The 20,539-nt window shown below is 48.2% G+C and carries 20 protein-coding genes; 12 read left to right on the forward strand and 8 right to left on the reverse strand.

What is annotated here, in order from left to right; translation table 11 throughout:
* The first annotated feature begins 7 nt into the window (after window positions 1-7).
* Entirely contained in the window at window positions 8-382 is a 375-nt protein-coding gene (locus tag DZC79_RS20490) for a hypothetical protein (protein WP_118953493.1), read from the forward strand.
* Between the two features lie 113 nt (window positions 383-495).
* Here DZC79_RS20490 and DZC79_RS20495 read toward each other — a convergent pair whose 3' ends face one another.
* Together DZC79_RS20495 and DZC79_RS20500 are read right to left on the reverse strand one after the other, a co-directional pair.
* Window positions 496-1,311 carry a universal stress protein gene (locus tag DZC79_RS20495; protein WP_157977314.1) on the reverse strand — a complete coding sequence of 272 codons (816 nt, stop codon included), beginning with the start codon at window positions 1,309-1,311 and terminating at the stop codon, window positions 496-498.
* Window positions 1,312-1,322: 11 nt separating this feature from the next.
* On the reverse strand, window positions 1,323-2,147 hold the full coding sequence (locus tag DZC79_RS20500; RefSeq protein ID WP_157977315.1) for a universal stress protein: 825 nt from the start codon (window positions 2,145-2,147) through the stop codon (window positions 1,323-1,325).
* Window positions 2,148-2,449: 302 nt separating this feature from the next.
* Here DZC79_RS20500 and DZC79_RS20505 point away from each other — a divergent pair, with 302 nt between their 5' ends.
* The 10 genes from DZC79_RS20505 to DZC79_RS20550 all read left to right on the forward strand — a co-directional run bounded on the left by DZC79_RS20505 (window position 2,450) and on the right by DZC79_RS20550 (window position 13,788).
* On the forward strand, window positions 2,450-2,953 hold the full coding sequence (locus DZC79_RS20505; protein ID WP_157977316.1) for a hypothetical protein: 504 nt from the start codon (window positions 2,450-2,452) through the stop codon (window positions 2,951-2,953).
* Window positions 2,940-5,384, forward strand: a complete 2,445-nt coding sequence (locus DZC79_RS20510; protein ID WP_118953497.1) for a heavy metal translocating P-type ATPase — start codon at window positions 2,940-2,942, stop codon at window positions 5,382-5,384. Before DZC79_RS20505 ends, DZC79_RS20510 begins: the two co-directional genes overlap by 14 nt.
* Before the next feature lie 60 nt (window positions 5,385-5,444).
* Complete coding sequence (gene ccoS / locus DZC79_RS20515) at window positions 5,445-5,609, forward strand: cbb3-type cytochrome oxidase assembly protein CcoS (protein WP_118953498.1); 165 nt, start codon at window positions 5,445-5,447, stop codon at window positions 5,607-5,609.
* A 1-nt stretch (window position 5,610) separates the two neighbouring features.
* A complete protein-coding gene (gene ccoN, locus DZC79_RS20520) occupies window positions 5,611-7,737 on the forward strand; it encodes a cytochrome-c oxidase, cbb3-type subunit I (RefSeq protein ID WP_118953499.1) in 2,127 nt (708 codons plus the stop codon).
* A gap of 4 nt (window positions 7,738-7,741) precedes the next feature.
* Complete coding sequence (locus tag DZC79_RS20525) at window positions 7,742-7,900, forward strand: cbb3-type cytochrome c oxidase subunit 3 (protein ID WP_118953500.1); 159 nt, start codon at window positions 7,742-7,744, stop codon at window positions 7,898-7,900.
* 11 nt (window positions 7,901-7,911) lie between these two features.
* Window positions 7,912-9,078, forward strand: a complete 1,167-nt coding sequence (locus tag DZC79_RS20530; protein WP_118953501.1) for a cbb3-type cytochrome c oxidase N-terminal domain-containing protein — start codon at window positions 7,912-7,914, stop codon at window positions 9,076-9,078.
* Window position 9,079: 1 nt separating this feature from the next.
* Entirely contained in the window at window positions 9,080-10,468 is a 1,389-nt protein-coding gene (ccoG, locus tag DZC79_RS20535; RefSeq protein WP_118953502.1) for a cytochrome c oxidase accessory protein CcoG, read from the forward strand.
* Between the two features lie 16 nt (window positions 10,469-10,484).
* Window positions 10,485-10,937, forward strand: a complete 453-nt coding sequence (locus DZC79_RS20540) for a FixH family protein (protein ID WP_118953503.1) — start codon at window positions 10,485-10,487, stop codon at window positions 10,935-10,937.
* Window positions 10,934-11,629: a sulfite exporter TauE/SafE family protein gene (locus DZC79_RS20545; RefSeq protein ID WP_118953504.1), complete on the forward strand. Its 696-nt coding sequence runs from the start codon at window positions 10,934-10,936 to the stop codon at window positions 11,627-11,629. Before DZC79_RS20540 ends, DZC79_RS20545 begins: the two co-directional genes overlap by 4 nt.
* Before the next feature lie 437 nt (window positions 11,630-12,066).
* A complete protein-coding gene (locus tag DZC79_RS20550; RefSeq protein ID WP_198666979.1) occupies window positions 12,067-13,788 on the forward strand; it encodes a Calx-beta domain-containing protein in 1,722 nt (573 codons plus the stop codon).
* Between the two features lie 257 nt (window positions 13,789-14,045).
* Here DZC79_RS20550 and DZC79_RS20555 read toward each other — a convergent pair whose 3' ends face one another.
* Window positions 14,046-14,402 (reverse strand): winged helix-turn-helix transcriptional regulator, encoded by a 357-nt coding sequence (locus DZC79_RS20555; protein ID WP_118953506.1) that lies wholly within the window; start codon window positions 14,400-14,402, stop codon window positions 14,046-14,048.
* An 85-nt stretch (window positions 14,403-14,487) separates the two neighbouring features.
* Between DZC79_RS20555 and DZC79_RS20560 the strand changes: the two genes are divergently transcribed.
* Window positions 14,488-15,276 (forward strand): SDR family oxidoreductase, encoded by a 789-nt coding sequence (locus DZC79_RS20560; RefSeq protein WP_118953507.1) that lies wholly within the window; start codon window positions 14,488-14,490, stop codon window positions 15,274-15,276.
* 130 nt (window positions 15,277-15,406) lie between these two features.
* Here DZC79_RS20560 and DZC79_RS20565 read toward each other — a convergent pair whose 3' ends face one another.
* The 5 genes from DZC79_RS20565 to DZC79_RS20585 form a co-directional block, all read right to left on the reverse strand.
* Window positions 15,407-16,189, reverse strand: coding sequence for a carbon-nitrogen hydrolase family protein (locus DZC79_RS20565; protein ID WP_118953508.1), 783 nt, complete (start codon window positions 16,187-16,189; stop codon window positions 15,407-15,409).
* 179 nt (window positions 16,190-16,368) lie between these two features.
* Window positions 16,369-16,671 carry a thioredoxin gene (trxA, locus tag DZC79_RS20570; protein ID WP_118953509.1) on the reverse strand — a complete coding sequence of 101 codons (303 nt, stop codon included), beginning with the start codon at window positions 16,669-16,671 and terminating at the stop codon, window positions 16,369-16,371.
* A 321-nt stretch (window positions 16,672-16,992) separates the two neighbouring features.
* Window positions 16,993-17,265 (reverse strand): hypothetical protein, encoded by a 273-nt coding sequence (locus DZC79_RS20575; RefSeq protein WP_118953510.1) that lies wholly within the window; start codon window positions 17,263-17,265, stop codon window positions 16,993-16,995.
* 485 nt (window positions 17,266-17,750) lie between these two features.
* Window positions 17,751-19,625, reverse strand: a complete 1,875-nt coding sequence (locus DZC79_RS20580) for a sensor histidine kinase (RefSeq protein ID WP_157977317.1) — start codon at window positions 19,623-19,625, stop codon at window positions 17,751-17,753.
* Between the two features lie 457 nt (window positions 19,626-20,082).
* A complete protein-coding gene (locus tag DZC79_RS20585) occupies window positions 20,083-20,262 on the reverse strand; it encodes a T9SS type A sorting domain-containing protein (protein ID WP_262607370.1) in 180 nt (59 codons plus the stop codon).
* Window positions 20,263-20,539: the final 277 nt, after the last annotated feature.

Genomic DNA, 20,539 nt, shown 5'->3' on the forward strand with positions numbered 1-20,539 from the left:
AAGGGCCATGACATTCAGAAAACCTTACCGTATTTGCAATAAGGCCAATCCTGCAGCCTGCCCGGCTCCCCTCAAGTCCGGAGCGGTAACTGCAACCTTAAAAGAGTTGAAGGACCGGTATGAATTACGGGTATGGATACCCGGATCGGAGCAGCATGATCATTTCTTGTCTATCTCCGAAGGGCTGCTCTATGTTTACCAGAGCCGCAGTGCATCTTCCGAAAAGGATGTATTGCTGGCCTGCTTTGTGCTGCCGGCCAATGTTCAGCAGGATAAAGTGGTTGCTTTCTGCCGCAAATACGGTATTAAGATCATAATGCCTGTAGCGCCACTTAACGGGGTGGTCATTTCTATACCGGTATTGCAGGAACAGGCTGGTTAGCCTTAATCAGGTCTTCATTCCCCGACAGGAATAAAACCGAAACAGCCGCCAGGATCAGTTACTGATGCCGCCAACCGTTTTCATATTTGCTGTAGCCGGTCAGTAAGAAGCATTCAATGGGCAATAAAGATGGGGTGAAGCAGTGTGCCGGAAAGCGGATCTGCGGTACTTTTCCTGATTAACCGGGAGAAAGCGCTGCGGCCATAAGCGCCCATGACCACCAAGGCATTCCGGCGCGATAGCAGGTAGAGGATAAGCTGGTCGACAGGATCTCCTGATAAAGATTTATAAGTTACCCTGGTATAGTGGCTCTCTATCCACTCCATCAATGCAGGTTCGTCAGGGAATCCGGTATGACCGCTATTGACTGCCAGTATGGTAATATTACTTTTCGTGAATTCCGGGAACAGATAGGTAAACTGCTTGATGGCATAAACGGATGCGCTGTTGCCATTGTAGGTATATACGACTTCATGAATGCCGTCGAAAGCCTCCGGAGCCAATATGACAGGACATTCGGCGCGGGTCAGTATCGCTCTCGCCAGGGCCGACGGAGCTGTTTCGATATCCTGATTATAGGAAAGCCCCGGGGGCAGGATCATGAGATCCGAAAACCGGCTTTCTTCTACAAGCTCCTCGGCAGTAACGCACCGGTCCCCGTGCAGCAGGTAATCTGTGTCACGGCATATGCAGGCCTCCTTGAAATGGACCATAGCATAGGCCAGCAGGGAGTTGTTGTCGGGCGCCAGATGGGCAACGGACCTTTGATGTTCCATCTGCAAGGATCTTTTTACGGTTTCGGCGGTATGCGGTGCTCCCAGGAACACACCGGTTATACGGGTATGGGCCAGTTTGCTGAGGTAGCAGGAGAAGTCGATCACCTCCCGGTTCATATTGGACGGACTTAAAGCCAGTAATATCTTTTGCATATCATGAGGATTTAAAGATGGGCAATAAACACAGGTACCTGCTGGGCGCTTACCACATCTCTGAGAAAGCTCTTATGAAAGAGTTCAGAGAAGGCGGAGCGTCCGTAAGCGCCGCTTATCAATAGTGCGGGGCCCTTTTCACTGATCCAAGTAGTGAAGTATTTTTTGGGATCAAGGCTGAGCTTATAATAAGCCAGCTTGCTGAAATGTTGTGCGCAATATTCCCTGATCAGCGGATAGAAGGGGATTTCGCCTTTGCCGTCGTCTGCATATACAACCAGGGTATTGAGATCGGTCCATTGCGGGAACAGGTAGATGAATTGCTTAATGGCATGCATAGACGAGGTGCTTCCGTCGTAGGCAAGAATAATACTGTCTGGCCTGCTAAAAGAACCGGGAAGCAGGATGACAGGACACTCTGCTTTATGGAGGGTTTTATCAAGATAGTCTTCCTGTATCATTTCACCCAGGTTCTCATAAAAATGTGCGCTGCTCAGAATAAACAGGTCTGCATAGCGCGTTTCTTTAAATAGTTCCTTAACCACTTCCTTTTGAATGTCCTTATGCACCTTGTAACGGATATGATGCTCCTTGCAGAAATTTTCGAAAAGGGCAATGTTTGTTGCTATAGTTGCAGCGTCTTCTTCATATTCTTCGCGATAAAGCGAAGCAATCGCATTGCCATAATAATAGTAACTCATTGCTTCGGCATAATCGGTAGAAGGCAGGAATATGCCTGTTAAGACGATGGGCTCCTCGCTGTTCATTTCAAGGGCAAAATCCAGGGTGGAGCTGGGAAAATGCGCTCCGTCAAATGCGACCAGTATCTTTTTCATATCTACATTTTTTGCCAAAAGTATTGTCCCCTTTTTCCCAATGCAATGATCCGGATCAGGCTCCTTGCTGATCTGCGGCCATAGCACGGGATGCCGGCCCGGCCTGTAAGAGAAATATACACGATCCGGGAATGATCTTTATCAGCTTTCTGCTTCGCGTAGCTCATTTTTTACCTCGGATGGCTGAAGCAATTTTACATAAAATAAAGCCGATGGCTAGCCCGCAATTATACAGGAATACCGAGCAGCTACAATCCATCATGGATCAGCTGAACGACTCATTTTACATAAACGTCAAACTTATGGCCCCCCAGAAACTATACAGCGATATGGAGCAATTACAATCTTTCACAGTGGACCGTTTCATGGACCAATTAAGCGATGTCTATTATCCCTGTATGTTGACCAAATTCCGTTTTCTGACGAAAATGCTGGAGGAAACCAGGATTGCCGGCGCCGAAACCGGGATGACATTGATGCAAAAAGTAAAGCAGGAGTTCGAGTGCATTCTGCAAAAAGAAGAGGTATTGGTATTTCCTGTATTGAAGATCCTGGAGCAGGAAAGCAAAACGACAGATTGCAAATTGTTCAAGTTGACGAAGCTGAACTATACTATTGCACTTTCAGCTATTCAGCAGTTGAAAGAGCTGTTGTCGGCTTATAAGCAGGAACATGTTTTGCATCTTATGATCAGGATAAAGGAAATGGAAACGGACTTTATTCAATTGCAGAAGGCAAAGGAAAAATATTTATTCAGCAGGTTCAAAAGCTGCAAAAGCAGCTGTAAAGTATATGAGCAACAGTAGAACGGAGCAACAGGCACGCTGTTATCATTGCGGTGAAATCTGCGATAGCCACAAGCGGGACATCGGAGCTAAATCCTTTTGCTGTAACGGATGTCGCAGTGTGTACCTGCTGCTTAATGAACATGAGCTGAATGATTACTATTGTCTGAATGAACGGCCCGGTGCGACAATGAAAACCGTCCAACCTGAAAAATTCCGATTTCTCGACGATGCGTCCATAACGGCCGGGCTTCTTGAATTTTCCAATGGGAAACAGGCGCAGGTCACCTTTTACCTGCCCCAGATCCATTGCAGCTCCTGTCTTTGGCTCCTGGAGCACCTGGCGCAGCTACACCCCGGGATTATTTCTTCCCGTGTACTTTTTTCGGACAAAGAGCTGTCCGTAACCTTTAAGCCGGATGAGCTTTCCCTGCGGCAGCTGGCAGAGCTGCTGACCCGTATAGGCTATGAGCCGCATATAACTCCCGGCCAGGTGGAGCCACAGGAAAGGAAAGGATATTCTTCCAGAAATGCAGCCTATAAGCTGGGCATTACCGGCTTCTGCTTTGCCAATATTATGCTGATCAGCTTTCCTGAATATCTTGGACTACACAGGAATGAAAGCGTTGCACTGGTAACTTTCTTTCGCCTGGTCAGTCTCGGGTTATCGCTGCCTGTTGTTTTTTATGGGGCCGGGGAGTTCTTCAGGAACGCTTTCTTAAGCTTCAGGCAGAGATATATCAATATCGATGCGCCCATTGCCCTGGCCATTTCCATCACCTTCCTGCGCAGCGTCTATGAGATTGCGGGCGGGACCGGGGCCGGTTATCTCGACAGTATGAGCGGCATTGTTTTCTTCATGCTGCTCGGACGAACCCTTCAGAACCGTACCTATAGTACTTTGAAATTTAACAGGGATTACAAGTCTTATTTCCCGGTGGCAGTAAGCAGGATAAAAGAGGCAATGGAGGAGACCATTAAAATACAGGATATACAGGAAAAGGATGTATTGCTGCTCCGGCACCAGGAGATCATACCTGCAGACGGTATGGTATCAAAAGGTAAAGCTTCTGTCGATTACAGCTTTATTACCGGTGAAAGCCAGCCGGAGTACCTGTCGGCCGGCGACCTGGTCTATGCTGGTGGCAGAATAATTGGGAATGCGGTGGAAATAGTTGCGCTCAGGGATTTCCGGCAGAACAGCTTTACCCGGCTCTGGAATAATAAGGCATTTGATCGGCAGCAATCCGATAAAGAAACAATGACCACCGTTATCAGCAAATATTTTTCACTGGCGGTGATTCTTATCGCCCTGGCCGCTTTTGCCTACTGGCAGTGGCACATACCGGAACGATCCTGGAACGCGCTTACTGCGGTGTTGATCGTCGCCTGTCCCTGTGCGCTCTTGCTCACCACAACCTTTACCAACGGCCACATGGTGGCGTTTTTTGCTGCTCACGGCCTTTTCCTCCGTAACGCCCAAGTGATCGGGGATATGGCAAAGGCGGACCATATAGCTTTTGATAAAACAGGAACCATAACAGAAGCGGAGGACAGCGCGCTTCTGGTATCCAGGATGTTGCTGGACGTGGCAGAAAAGGAATCGTTCCTATCTGTAATGTCTCAGTCGATCCACCCGCTGGCAAGGATCATTACAGCCCATTACCGGTATACAGGCGCTCTTATACCGGAGCATATAAAAGAAATACCCGGTAAGGGTATGGAGGCCTGGCTGGATGACCGCTATTTCAGGATCGGGAGCAGATCATTTGTATATGGAGAGGACAGCGGAAGGGGACAGGAGCAAACCGAAGTATATGTAGCGGTGGATGGGATTGTAAAAGCACATTTTCTTTTTGAACATCATCTTAAGCAGGGCGTGCCGGAGCTGCTCCGGCGCCTGGCAGGCTATAGCCTATCCATGGTCAGCGGCGACAATAGCAGCAGCAAGGCGCAGATGCGTTCCCTGTTCCCGGAAGATACACAGCTTTTATTCCGGCAAACACCACAGCAAAAGCTGGAGCACATACAGTCCCTGCAGGCAAGCGGGAAGAAGGCAATGATGATCGGTGACGGGCTCAATGATGCAGGGGCCCTGAAGCAAAGTAATGTCGGTGTATCCGTAGTGCAGCATTCTTTTTCTTTTTCACCGGCCTGCGATGCTATACTTGAAGGAAGCAGGCTCAGTGATCTGCCTGCATTCCTGAAGATGGCAAAAGCCTCGCAGAAGCTTATTCTCTATGGATTTGCCTATTCCATAGTGTTCAACATCATAGGTATCGGCTATGCGGTAAGCGGCCACCTGTCCTCCTTGCTGGCAGCTATTCTGATGCCATCCTCTTCCCTGGGTATTATGCTGATCGCTTATGCGGGTACCCGGTGGATAACGGGAAGACGGTTCGCTAAATATTCCGGCATGCTGAAAGCTGACGAAGATCATCTTTTAGCTTAAGCAGCGGCATTTCCCATGCGGCCCTGCCAATGCAATTTTGTGATATCAAAAGCCACCGTAATGATCGTAACCGTCTTTCTGTTATCTGTAAGCCTCCTGGTAGGACTGATTTTCCTCGGAGCCTATATATGGAGCGTCAGGTCGGGTCAGTTTGACGACGACTACTCGCCTGCACATCGCATCTTCTTCGATGATCTGTCCAAACCTTTCAAATCCAAAAAATAAAATGGTAGTATTGGAAAAATTCTATTATGACAACAAGAGTGTCAGGATGTTTGGCATAGCCACGCTTTTCTGGGGCATAGTGGGTATGCTGGTAGGGGTGCTTATCGCCTTTCAGCTGGCTTACCCGGCATTGAATTTGGGCATTCCCTACACCTCTTTCGGCCGGCTGCGCCCCATTCATACCAATGCCGTGATCTTTGCTTTTGTAGGCAATGCCGTTTTCGGAGGAGCTTACTATATACTTCAACGGGTATTGAAAACGCGCATGTACAGCGATCTGCTGAGCCGTATCCACTTCTGGGGCTGGCAGCTGATCATCGTATTCGGGGCCGTCACTCTTGCTCTAGGATATACCACAGGTAAGGAATATGCCGAGCTCGAATGGCCGCTCGATATACTGATCACCATTATATGGCTTGTTTTCGGTGTCAATATGTTCGGTACGATACTGAAACGCAGAGAACGCCATCTTTATGTAGCGATCTGGTTTTTCATCGGGACCTGGGTAACGGTAGCCATGCTGCATATCGTCAACTCTTTCGAATTGCCTTATACCTGGCTGAAGAGCTACAGCCTGTATGCAGGTGTCCAGGATGCGCTGGTGCAATGGTGGTACGGACATAACGCAGTAGCCTTCTTTCTTACAACTCCGTTCCTGGGACTGATGTATTATTTCGTGCCCAAAGCCGCAGAGAGGCCTATTTATTCCTACCGCTGGAGCATTATTCACTTCTGGGCACTGATCTTTATCTACATATGGGCCGGGCCGCACCATTTATTGTATACCGCATTGCCGGGCTGGGCCCAGGCCCTGGGTACGGTCTTCAGCGTCATGCTGATCCTGCCCAGCTGGGGCGGAATGCTTAACGGCCTCTTTACTTTGAGAGGCGCCTGGGATAAAGTGCGGGAAGATCCTATCCTGAAAATGTTTGTTGTTGCGCTTACGGCATATGGCATGGCAACTTTCGAGGGTCCTATGTTATCGCTTAAAAATGTCAACGCCATCAGTCATTATACCGACTGGACCATTGCGCATGTGCATGTAGGTGCGCTGGGATTCAACGGCTTCCTGATCTTCGGTATGCTGTACTGGCTTATCCCGCGTATGTGGAACACCACACTCTATTCCCGAAAATTGGCCAATACCCACTTCCTGATCGGGACCATAGGTATCCTGCTCTATGCCATTCCGCTATACTGGGCCGGCTTTTCGCAAAGCCTGATGTGGAAGAAGTTCACGGAAAGCGGGCAACTGCAATATCAATTCCTGGAAACGGTTACACATATTGTGCCGATGTATTTCATGCGGGCGCTCGGCGGTACTCTTTATCTGGGCGGTGTATTGCTGGCCGTGTACAATCTCCGCAAGACGATGAAGGCCGGGACCTTTGTTGCCAATGAGCCGGCAGAGGCCATGGCCCTCAAGGATCAGCCATTACCTAAAGCCGGCATGCACTGGCACAGCGTTATCGAACGTAAGCCCGTACGGCTGCTGATCTTTAGCCTTATCGTTGTCGCTATAGGCGGACTGGTAGAGATGATGCCTACTTTCCTGATCGATAATAACGTGCCGACAATTGCTGCTGTAAGACCTTATACGCCGCTGGAGCTACAGGGCCGTGATATCTATGTAAGGGAAGGCTGCTATACCTGCCACTCCCAGATGGTACGCCCTTTCCGGGATGAAGAAGCTCGTTACGGTGAATATTCCAAGGCCGGAGAATTTGTCTACGATCACCCTTTTCAGTGGGGTAGCAAGCGTACCGGTCCTGACCTGCAACGTGTAGGTGGAAAATATCCCGACAGCTGGCACTACCGGCATATGAACGATCCGGAGGAGATCAGTAGCGGAAGTATTATGCCTCCATATCCCTGGCTCCTGGATAAAGACCTCGATACCAGCAATACACCGGCCAAGATCAGGGCGATGCAACGATTAGGCGTGCCCTATCCGAAAGGATATGACCGGGTGGCCAACAGCGCCTTGCGCAGGCAGGCGGAAGAGATCGCGGTAAATCTGCAAAAAGACAAAATACATGCCGACAGCCGGAAGGAGATCATAGCTGTGATCGCATATCTCCAGCGATTGGGCGTCGACATAAAGAAAGATAAAATAACACAAAAATAGTCTTATGAAATTCACCAACTATTTAAAAGACATTCATAATGTCAGTATATACCCGGTCTTCTCACTAATCCTTTTTGCTGCGGTATTTGCGGGGGTTGTGCTATACACCTTCGGCACCAACCGGAAAAAGATGCAGGAACATGCCAATATTCCCATAAAATAACTTTTAATGCTATGATGTTTTTTGAGAACACCTCTTTGAAAGCTATGCCGGTCTTATTGTTCAGCCTGTTGGCTACAGGCATGCCGCTAATAAGCGTAGCCGGAGAAAAAAATGCTGCTGCGAGTTCCGTTCCGGTAGGAGACGGATATGATATGGTACGTTATACCCTCGCCGGCATGCTGGTATTAATGTTGTGTGTCATTGCTATACTGGGCAATGCAGTAAGCAGCGCCGCAAAGCTCTACTGGGAACGTAAAGAAAAGGAGCGACAACGTCCTCCTTCTGCAACGACGACTGCTCTGTTGGTGCTCATCCTGTTATCGGGTATTGTATTACCAGCCCATGCCCAGGAGGCAAAAGAAGCAGTGAAAGTGCCGGGTAGCTCATTGCCGGTTGACATTACAGTTTTGCTGATCATCGTGAGCCTTGAATTTGCAGTGATCCTTGTATTGGCAAAAATGCTTTTGCAGTTTCTCAATACCCGGGAGCAGGAGGTCAGAACAGTGAAGAAGCTGCGTTTCAAACGGCTGTTCCAGAAGCTGAATCAGACTGTTCCGGTAGAGGAAGAGCATATCCTTGATCTGCATCATGATTATGACGGTATCCGAGAGCTGGATAATAAAATACCGGCCTGGTGGCGCTATGCTTTCTATGGTACGATCCTGTTCAGTGCCGTGTACCTGTACCGTATGTTCGTCAGCGAGGCCTTACCTGACCAGCTGCAGGAGCTGGCTGTAGCCAATAAAGAAGCCGCAATACAAAAAGCGGAATACCTGAAAAATGCTGCCAATAATGTGGATGAGAATAATGTGGTCATGATGGGCGCTTCAGCTATAGCAGAGGGGCAGTCCTTGTTTGTCAGGAACTGCCTGGCTTGTCATGGCGATAAGGGGCAAGGGGGTGTAGGCCCCAATCTTACCGACGATTACTGGTTGCATAAGGGCGGTCTGAAAAATATTTTTTACAGCATTAAGTATGGATGGCCGGAAAAAGGCATGAAATCCTGGAAGGAAGATTTTTCACCGGTCCAGATTGCCCAATTGGCAAGCTTCGTAAGATCGATTCAGGGCACATCACCGGCCGGAGGTAAAGAACCGCAGGGTGAGCTGTATAAAGATGATGCTGTTGTGCCCGTTACGCCCGCGGCAGGCGCTGCTGCGACTACAAACCTTAACTGACATGGATACCGAACCTTATTATTATGGAGACAAGATATCGACGGTAGATAGCAAAGGGGGACGAAGGTGGATATATGCTTTCCAGCCCCGGGGCGGATTATACCGTTACCGTACTGTGCTGAGCCTGGTTTACCTGGCGCTGTTCTTTTCTCTTCCATTCGTCAGGGTAAAAGGGGTGCCGCTTTTCCTGTTCGATTTTCCCCAGGCTACTTTTATTTTCTTTGGAAAGGTATTCCTGCCGCAGGACTTTATTTTACTGGGCGTCGGGATGCTCACCTCGCTGCTGTTCATTATTGTCTTCACCCTGGTATTCGGCAGGATCTTCTGCGGCTGGGCCTGCCCGCAAACCATTTTTATGGAAATGGTATTCCGCCGGATAGAGTACTGGATCGAGGGCCCGGCGCAAAAGCAGATGGTGGCCGACAGGAAAGAATGGAGCGTGGATCTTTATGTACGTAAAACAATAAAACATCTTGTTTTCTTTGCCTTATCCTTTCTTATAGCCAATACTTTCCTGGCTTATATCATCGGCACCGATGCATTATTCCATATCATTACGGAGCCTGTAGCTGAGCACATCGGCGGTTTTATTGCCATCTTGGGTTTTACCGCGGCCTTTTATGCCGTTTATGCTTTTGTACGGGAGATTGTTTGTACGGTCATCTGTCCTTACGGAAGACTGCAGAGTGTATTGCTGGATAAAAACTCGCTGGTCGTTGCCTACGATCATGTGCGGGGAGAGCCCAGGAGCAAGCGAAAGAAGGCAGGCAACGGCCCGACCGGGGACTGTATCGATTGTGGTATGTGCGTGCATGTATGTCCTACCGGTATTGATATCCGGGATGGCCTGCAGATGGAGTGCATCAATTGTACAGCCTGCATCGATGCCTGTAACCTGATGATGGATAAAACGGGGCGGCCAAGACAGCTGATCCGTATTGCGAGCGAAGCCTCGATCGCAGAAGGAAGAAAGACCAGGATCAATTACCGCACCCGGGCTTACGGAATCGTATTGGCAGCACTGCTTGTGATATTGGCCGGTCTCATTATAACCCGCGCCAAATTTGATGCTACCGTCCTTCGTGTACCGGGTCAAATATTACAGGAGAACAACGACGGGACCATTTCCAACCTGTACCGCATCAAGATCGTGAACAAGAGTATGCATCCTGAACCCTACCGCCTCGCGCTGGATGATAAGGACGCCCGCATCGAATACGTCGGCAGGCATCTTGATTCGCTCTATACCGGCAAGACAGCGGAAGAGACTTTCTTCATTAAAGTGCCCGCCCCTAAGATCCGACGGCGCAAAGAGCAATACAGATTACTGATCCTGTCGGGCGACCAGGTGGTGCAGACCAGGAAAGTAACTTTCATTGGTACTTACTAATAAAATACCGATCACAATGGCAACAGGTAAATTGACCCACCCGGGAAATATAGTGCTGGCAGGCTTCGGCTTTTTCCTGCTGATGATGAGCTTCCTGGTTTATATGTCAGTAAAGCAGGAGATTCCGCTGGTGAGCGCTGATTATTATGAGCAGGAGCTGAGTTACCAGCATAAGCTGGATGCTATGAATAATGCCAATACCTACGACAGCCGGTTTTCTGCCCGTTATGAAAAAGACCTTATTATTGTAACATTACCTGCGGTGCTGAGCCGCTCTTTGCAGAAGGGCACCATACGTTTTTACTGCCCGGCCGATAAATCCCTGGATCGCGAAGTGCGGCTGGATGCCAGTGGAGCGGGCATCTATACCTTCAGGCGCAGCCTGTTGTCAGGTAAGACATACAAAGTCAGGTTGTCGTTTAGCGCCGATGGGAAAGACTATTATAAAGAAATGACACTGCAGCAATGAATGTGGTAATACTCATATCATCCTTTATGCTCGGCCTTGGCGGAAGCCTTCATTGCCTGGGCATGTGCGGCCCCCTGGCGCTGTCCGTGCCTTTTGCCCGGGAAGGAAAAATCAGAGGGCTTCGGATTGTTGTTTATTACCTGGGCAAAGCCTTTGCTTACGGATGCCTGGGGGCATTATCAGGTTTGCTGGGCAAAGGCATTATGCTGATGAGCTGGCAGCAGGGACTCTCTATAGCAGCCGGCCTGGCGATTATATTGATGGTTTGTATACCCGCGTTGAAAGCTCCCGGTGGTAATTTCCTTTTCCGCCGGCAATTCTCGATACTCTACAACCGGTTGCAGCACAAAGCCCGGTTAAGCGATTACGGGCTACTCGGCTTCCTCAACGGAATGCTGCCCTGCGGACTGGTCTATACTGCACTTGCAGCAGCGTTGCTGGCGGGAGGATGGGCCGGCGGCTTTACGGCCATGTTCCTCTTCGGTTTGGGTACGGTACCTGCCTTGGTTTTGCTAGTCTTGTTCCACCAGAAAATAAGTATAAAGCTGCGTCGGCGACTCAGGCCGGCTTCAGTGATCCTGTCTGTAGGCATCGGACTTCTGCTTATCCTGAGAGGTTTGAACCTGGGCATACCTTATATAAGTCCTGAATGGAATGGAAAAACAGTGAAGCATTGCTGTTCCAGGAAATAATAGTCGGTTTTAAACAATTTTGTAGAACAAAGAAATGGTTCACTTTAAAGCAGAAAGTTTCAATTGACAGGTGTGTTAAAGTAATTTATAAATGCGCCGACTGACTTAGCAGTTGTAATTATGAATTAAACCTCATAGCCGATTTTTTCATGGATACAAACATAGATGCACAAATGCATTGCTGAGAACTGCAGATGATTTGAAGTAGCATTAAGCCAAGTCATTTGCTTCGAAGATAAAGCTTTGCCGATAACAATATGAGGCCGATATCAGCTTCTTAAAGCCACCCTGTAGCCTGCCCTTATTGTTACGCATAGAACTTGGTATGTAGATTGTGTTACCTTCTTTTTGCATAATCTATACCCCGCTTTTGCCTGATTCTATAAAATGGCGATTTAAATTGCTGCCCGAAACCAAACTCAATATTTCAAATGAGAATGTTTACATCCAAGCTGCTTCCACTGGCCAGGAAAGTATTATTGCTGGCGGGTCTTTTCATTGCTTTTTTTACTACAGTCAAAGGACAATCCATTCCTCCAAAAATTACCATTCAAAAGATATCCGATGCCATTGAAGGAGGAACTAACGGCGTATTCAGAATTGCGTTGAACTATCCTGTTCCAGTTGCTGAAAATATTGTTATTCATTTTTCCTATACAAACACACCGCCGAATGCAACGCCTGGCACAGATTTTACGCTATTGGGTCTTAGCGGAGCCAATATGCTGACTATCCCTGCCGGTGCTACCGAGATTTTTCTTGATGCAGATGCGGGAAATGATGGTGTTATTGAAGGACCTGAAAGTGTAGGTATAAAGCTTAATACGGCTACTTCAATAAGTCAAACCTATTCTATAGATTCTGCCAGTGATTCAGCAACCGTATTGATTGTAGATGGTAATGCTGTTTCCAGTACACCGTTGCAGATAATAACAGGCGCCAATGGAGCGGAACCCTCTTCTTCTGGCAGCTTCACGATAAAGCTTGCGGGCGTTGCTACCTCAGCGTGGCCAGTAAAAGTAGCCGTTTCTCTTTCCGGAACAGCGTCTGCAGGTATAGACTGCCAATCAATAGGGCAGATTACAATACCAGCCAATACGAACAGCGTACAAATACCGTTTACTGTAATTGACGATCATATCATCGAGCAAACGGAAACATTTACAATAAATATCCTTTCTGGTTCGGCAACTGACGGTGGCGGCAATGCCTTTATATTTCCTCCTGATCCCGCGAATAGTGATATTACCGTAAGCCTTACTGATAATGATAATGTTACTGCCAATAAAGTTTTGACAGTAACAAAAATAACGGATGCTGCAGAACCGGCTACTAATGGTCTTTTTTCAGTAAAGCTTCCTTCAGATTATAGATCGTCCGGTAATATTACTTTATCGTATTCTGTTACCGGCACCGCAACGCAGGGCGCCGATTATACAATGGGGACAATTAATTTACCCGCCTATCGAAATATTATTCAAGTGCCGGTTGCAGTGGTTGATAATGGGGTTGTTGAATCAACTGAGACTGTTATTTTTACTATGCTTAATGGCAGTACTGACGGCAATGGCTTTGCTTACATTCCTAATCCCGGATTTGCAGCAGATACAATAAATATAGCAGATAATGATATACCTTTACCACTTCACCTGTTAAGCTTTACCGGAAGCATACAGGGCAACGGCAATATTTTACTGGATTGGGAAACGGCCGATGAGCAAAACACAGACCGTTTCAAAATATTACGTAGCAATGATGGCAGCAGGTTTGAAGCCATAGGCGAGGTCCAGGCTCGTAAAACAGGCAATAACCAATACGCATTTACCGATGGGCATCCACAGCTTAGCAACTACTATCGTTTGCAAATGATAGACGCCGATGGCGCAACTACATACAGCAATACCATCCACCTGAAAAAAGGTTGGGATAATCAGTCAACTACCGTCTATCCCAATCCATCAAAAGGCCAGGTTACCCTGATCATAGGCGATAATAAGCTACTCGGGACAAAGGCTACATTAACGGATGCTGTAGGGCGGCTATGCCAGATGATCCGTGTTACCGATCCCGAACAGGTCATTTATCTGGAAAACGATACTCCGGGAGTATATTTTTTGAACCTGGAAAATGGAGAGCATATCAGAGTGATATTGGAATAGAGCCAGTAAAACATCGCTGTCGCTTTGTTATAAGTACACATACGCCAGCATAGTCGCATAGGCTTCTCAGCTGGAGGCGATATTTGGCTCTTCTGGTTTCATTTTTTTTATCGACTCAATTTAATGGCGAACATCTTTTTCACGGCAGCCTGCTATAGCTGATTTTCAGCAATGCTGTTACAGACTCATGGTAATTCAAGAGGTAAGCTTATAAAACCAGCCTTAGGGCAGCGCTTTACACTCGTCCCGGCTGCCTGCTATTGAGACTTAAGCATTTTGATATGGTTCTTGCCCCATTTTTCCATAGGTTCAGCTACTGATTGTGTGCTCAGGCAATAAGGAGTTATTGTGTACTCAATGCGCACCGGATAATCCGGGATGATCGTCCTGTTGATCAACCGGTTTTCTTCCAGGTGCTTGAGTTCTTTTGATAGTACCCTGTTTGTCATTTCTGGGATGGAGGCTGCAATATCATTAAAACGCTTGTTACCACTATAGATCGATAAAATAACAGGCAACCTCCACTTGCCGCCCAGCACGAACATTGTGTCCTGGATCGCCCTGATCTTGACACGGAAACGCTCGTTCTCTTTAATGTTTCTTTTGTCTTTCATTATCGCACCAGGTATACTTTAGGATACAGGTATCAAAGATATACTTTGTTCCGGTTAATTTTGCTTTCAACAAAAGATATTTGGTATGAAAACAGTTTTTATCACCGGTACGTCAACAGGCATCGGGAAAGCAACCGCGAAGTTATTTCAGGCTAAAGGCTGGCATGTAATAGCAACCATGCGTACACCTGAAAAGGAAACCGAACTGAGGAAATTGGAAAATGTTACCATTCTTCCGCTTGACGTGACCGATCTGGCACAAATAAAGGATACGGTAGCAAACGTTATGTCAACTTTTGACGTTGGCGTTGTGGTCAATAATGCAGGCTATGGCCTGTTGGGCGCTTTGGAGGAATTTACTAATGAAAACATTGTTCGGCAGGTAGAAACCAATTTTTTAGGTACTGTAAGAGTTACCCAGGCATTCATTCCCTTTTTTCGTAAATCTCAAAAGGGTTTGTTTGTGAACGTGACCTCTATTGGCGGCCATACCGGCTTCCCGTTTACAAGTATTTACAACGGTACCAAATGGGCGGTCGAAGGTTGGAGTGAGTGTCTGTCGATCGAGCTTTCGATGTTCAATGTTGGCGTGAAGACCGTAGCTCCAAGCAGCACCCATACAGAGCTATTCAGTCACAATGCCGCTGTAACTGCTTTGCCGTTTTACGAGGCGACCGAAAAGAAAATGGTTGGCATGATTAAACCCGCCTCTGCGCCTGAAGACATTGCCCGGGTAATTTTTGAGGCATCAACTGACGGAAAAGACCAGCTGCGTTATTTTGCCGGTAAAAGTGCGCAGGCTATATACGACAGGCGCCAGGAAATCGGTGCAGAGGCGTCCATAAAAGAGATTAAAAAAAATCTATTTCAATAATCTGTATCCCTAATAGCATTGTCGCTGATTATAAGCGGCATCCTATATTAAAGAGATGAGAACATAAATAAAAGGACGACCTCAAAGCTAACATACACGGCAGACTACCGGTTCCCGGAATAATACGATTTTACATCAATGCTGAACGGTACCTTTTAGCCAGCAGTCCCGTAGCCAGTGCAGGATCGATCTCCGCCAGCGTTACACCGGGCTTACCATATTCCCCATGCGCAATGCATGCGCCATCAGGGGCTATGATAGAACTGGCGGAATCAGGATATTTAAATGCGTAATTGGCGCTGGCAAAGTAGATCGTATTTTCCAGCGCGCGCATCATCATCGCTTTCTCGTAGTACGGGTTATTTTTATCTCCCCATTCTGTAAGCAATACGCCGGTAGTATCGCTGCCGGTACAGTGCGGATGAAACACGATTTGTGCGCCGTGCCGGGCGGCCCACCGCACTGATTCGGGGTAACGGAATCCTTCGTGGCAAATGGTGATACCGAACTTTACGCCATTCACTTCAAAAATATTGCGCTCTGTACCGGGAGTCCAGAAAGTATCTTCCGTAGGGTCCAGCTGGTTCTTGGCCTGGTAACCAAGCACCTCGCCGGTTGCGGAAATAACAAAGGCCACGTTTAAAACGGAAGCCCCTTCGTACCAATCCATAGGCATAATAATGGCAATAGCATTTTTGGCGGCGATTCCCTTTACCTGTTCCAATGCCTGCTGCATTCTTTCCGGCGACCGATCGCCAGGCAACCCCATCCCGGGATAGCCCGGTATATACGATTCAGGGAAACAGATAATTTCCGCCTGCTGTTTTGCAGCTTTTTCCACCAGTTGCGCTGCCTGTAATAAGCCATCCGCAACGGATACAGGAGGGAGAGGCGATGCCAATGCTATTTTCATAAGATGAAGATTATAACAACAAAGGTATTTAATTTGAAACAGGTGGATCTGTAAAGGCTGACCTAATGGCCAGCCTTTTTACGATCAACGCAATGCCGTTATCCTTTTCATTCTTTTGGTGTGGGTAAAGAAGTTCCTGCGATGCTATCCCGGTACATTGACATATCCCGTTGATATCCCTAGGACAGATTCAAATGATTGAGCGTTGCAATAAGCTGACTGGCCTGCACGACACCTGACTGGCGCCAGAGTATCTTGCCTTCCTTAAAAAGAATGAGCGTGGGCACTCCCTGCACCTGGAACTGTGCTGCCGCAGCCGTATTGCGGTCTACATCTACTTTGATAATGGATATGCTGTCTCCTAAGGTTTTTTTTACCTGTTCCAATATGGGCGACATCATTTTGCATGGGCCGCACCAGGTCGCAAAAAAATCTACGAGCACAGGTTTGCTGCCGTTTATCAGTGTTGCAAAATGGTTCATTTGTTATCCGGTTAGCGTTTCTTGTTATATTACTGCAAGATCACCCATATAGCGCCCTTTGTTTAATAACACTCCTGCTTGAAATATGTTTTGTGTATCCCGCATTTATCTTTCCCTTTCCGGGGCGCATTTGCTTTTGCCCGGCCGAAATCCTGTCAGCCGGCAAAGTATCTGCTTAAGGCGCTGCACATTGTAGCCGTATAAACCGAGATAGGATAGGGCAGCCTTCTTTCCCTTCCCGCTTACTAAATAACTGGCTTCGCATCCCCGGCGTCAATGCTTAATACATTGCTTGTCCAATCGGAATCGGCTACAAGCTCCCTAATTGGAGGCTTTTGCGCTTTCACCGGGATCAAATGCATCCGGTGAAAAATAGACCATGCCAAATCTGTTCAGCTTTAATTTGCGTAGGATGTCGGCAGGATTGAGCGCTCTGATCACCATAAAATATTTTACGATCTCACCGGATGTGTCTTTTACAGGAGTTATTTCTGAATGATGAAGCTGAAGATATTCTTCAAGTTCAATTCCCAATAAGGTGGCAACCTTACCGGCCATTGGATCAAATAAGATCCTTTTCGCCAGGCTGTTCATAGTTGTGTTGGTTAATGGTTAGCTTCAAATTTACTTTTTTGTATTAACCCCCTGTACGTAAAACCCGTAATTAGGATTTCCTAAACGTAATCTCAATAAACAGCCAAGCACCCCGGCAGCAAAATACGCCGCCGGCTTTCGTTGGATTACCGGCGGCGCCTGTATTGAACACGCGTCAAAGACAGTTAAACACAGCAAAGCCAATAGCTGCAAGGGTCAGCACAGCACCGATAATACCGGCAATCCCGCACTTACGGCGACTATGGGTAAATAGAAGATTCCTGCTTTTTATAATTTATAATTGTTAAAGCTGAACAGCGATCATCTAAGGGAATAAAGCCTGGGCCAGGCTGTCAGCTACCACCCGGTGATGCTGTATTGTAACCAGGTATGAAGTACCCATAAACGATAATAATTTACTCAGGATATAAAGTGCACAGGCCAGCCTGATCTTCCGTTGAGCATATAAAGCCAGGAGCGCCTGGTTATGCTAACCTGCATTCGATGTTGATCACCGTGCCGCCGTTTTTCCGGGCGGTGATCTCAATGGTACCATTTAAATATTCCACGCGGGCCGTTACATTCTTAAGTCCGGCGCCTGCATGTCCGGCGGTAGCATCGAAGCCTGTGCCATTGTCTTCTATGGTTATCAGCAGAAGGTTTTCCTGCAATGTAGCCTGTACCAGCATTTCCGTGGCCCGGGCATGTCGCATCACATTGGTTGCCAGCTCCTGGACGATCCGGTAGATCATCAGCTGCGTTGTGTTGCTGGTAATCGCTTCCAGGCCATTATGATGAAACAGCACCTGCAGGCCGGAGCGGCTGATGGTACCGGTGAAGTCTTTCAGCGCTTCTGTGAGGCCATATCGCAGCAATACTTCCGGCATCATATTCCGGGAGATATGCCGCAGATCGGAAATAGCCGTTTCGAGCCGTTGTGCGGAAGCGGCCGCTGCTGCTGCCGAAGGGTGCCTGGCGACCTCGTCGAGCTGGAGCTTCAATGCGGCAAGGGTACCGCCCAGGCCGTCGTGCAGATCGCGTGCCAGACGAAGCCTTTCCTGTTCCTGGCCTTCCAGCATAGCAGTGTAGGAGGTGAGGCGCTGCTGCTGCTTTACCTGTTCCAGCTCCTGTCGTATGATTTTTCTTTTGTTACGGTAATAGAGCACAGAGAAAAGAACGCCGAGTAAAACCAAGCCCGTCAAGCTGCCCAGCAGTAGCTGTTTGTTGCGGGCCTGCTGGAGTATTTTTTCCCGGGCTTCCCCGGCTGCCTGAAGGGCCAGGATCTTCTTTTCCTGCTCCAGCGTACGGTACCGTATTTCCAGGTCATTGACCCGCAGATTCATTTCCTGCAACCCCAGGCTGTCCTTCAAGGGCTGGTATTGCTTGTACAGGGCCAATGCCTGCAAAGGGTGACCCAGCTTTTCTTCCAGCCCGGCCATATCTTTCAGCGCATTGAGCTGATAGTACGGCAGCTTATCCTCCTCTCCCATGCGCCGTAGGGTGGCAGCGGCCGCCAGCGCGTCTTTCCACCGGCGCCGGGCGCTATGATGATCCATTAATGCGGTATAATAGTTGAACAGGTTGGGCCGGTCTTTAAACTTATCAATAACGATGCGTGCCCGTTCCAGCAAAGAGTCTGCTGTGCTGTACTGCCCGTTGGCGCTGGCATACATAGCGGAATAGATATAGTAAATACCCCATTGCCGTGACCCGGGAAGCTGATCGAGCAGCTTTCGCGCCTTATGAAGGTAGGCGGGCATGGCTGCAATACTGTCCATCTTGTACAACAAGGATGCCATATCGGTGTAAGATCCGGCGGTGTTTTCTTTTTCACCACCCCGTTCCGCCATGGCAATATTGCGCCGCAGGTACTGGTAGCCCTGCTCATAGCGACCAATGTTAATCAGCTTAAAGGAAATGTTGTGCAGGCATACGGCCAGCGAGGCGGTATCGTGCAAGGCTTCGAATTCGGGGACCAGCGAGATCAGGATCGCCAGCTCACGGTCGGCCAATCCCTTCCTGCCCAGCGCGACAGACAGGTTGCCAGACGCTTTGGCTCTCATCTGGCGGGCAGGGGTGCTGGTATCCTTTTCCAATGCTTGCAGCGCTTCCTCGAAATGCCGGATGGCATCATCCAGGTGATTGGAGCGTACCTGTAAAATACCCTGCATTCCGAAGGCTTTGGCCAGGTACAGGCGGTTACTGCTGCGTCGACTGACCGCCAGGGCTGCCTGTGCATAATACATAGCGCTATCTGCGGCGCCTGCCCGGAAGCTGGCTTCCGCCAGCTGAATGAGCAGGGAGGTGCGACCTGTATCCGTTTTGTTAGTGCTCAGCAACTGCCGCAGACTGTCTTGCACCTGCCGGCTATGGGCAGGTGCTATTAACCATAAAAGTAAAAGGACGGGAAGAAGAACCTTATTCATGGCCGGGGATTGGAGCTGTAATACAAATATAGCGAGCGGGGGGCACATACCCGACGGCATTTCTTAAAACCAGGAAGCGGAAAGTCCCACATGGCAATGAACAGGCCCGCATTGCTCCTTTCATGTAAAAAGAGTTTTCCGGAAGATGATATACACATGAAATAACGAGCGTCTGGATGCCCACCTTATGGCCGGATTACTTATCGTTTCCGGAACCTGCCTGTAACCTGCTATGAGCAATATTCCTGTTTTCCCTGCAAGCCTTCCTGTGTGCTGAAAAGCAAAAGAAAGAGGTCGCCTCCTGTTAGAGACGACCTCCTCCTCACTCCCGTTTTGATCTTGCTGAAGCCATTGCAGCTTTCAGCCATTAAACCCTGTATGAACGTTGGCCTTAGTTCACTTTCGCTACCTTCCGGGAAATGACCGTACCATTGGCTCCGCTAATGTGAATATGGTAGGCGCCGTTGTTCAATCCCTCCGGGTCAATCGTAACAGACGCCTGCACTGCCTTTATCTCTTTGATCATCCGGCCGGTTGCGTCATACATCCTTATTGATTCACCGCCGTTCAGGCCATCGACAGTGACATAAGCGCTGAGTCAGCGTCGTACCGCATTTGAGTACAGGATTGATACAGCAGCCCAGGCCGATGTTTCCCGGGAGATATAAAAACAGCCCCCATTGCTGAGGACTGCTTACTCTAACTAACCAATGAACCATCTTACTTTGTTTTCATCATTTTTCCTGAAACGGTATTCCCGCTCATACCGGTAATAGAAACATGGTACAGACCTTCGCTTAAGCCATCGAGGAACAGCTTAACAGAGGATTGCGCCTGATTTATTTCCC

Source organism: Taibaiella helva, from assembly GCF_003545695.1.
Lineage (GTDB): Bacteria > Bacteroidota > Bacteroidia > Chitinophagales > Chitinophagaceae > Taibaiella > Taibaiella helva.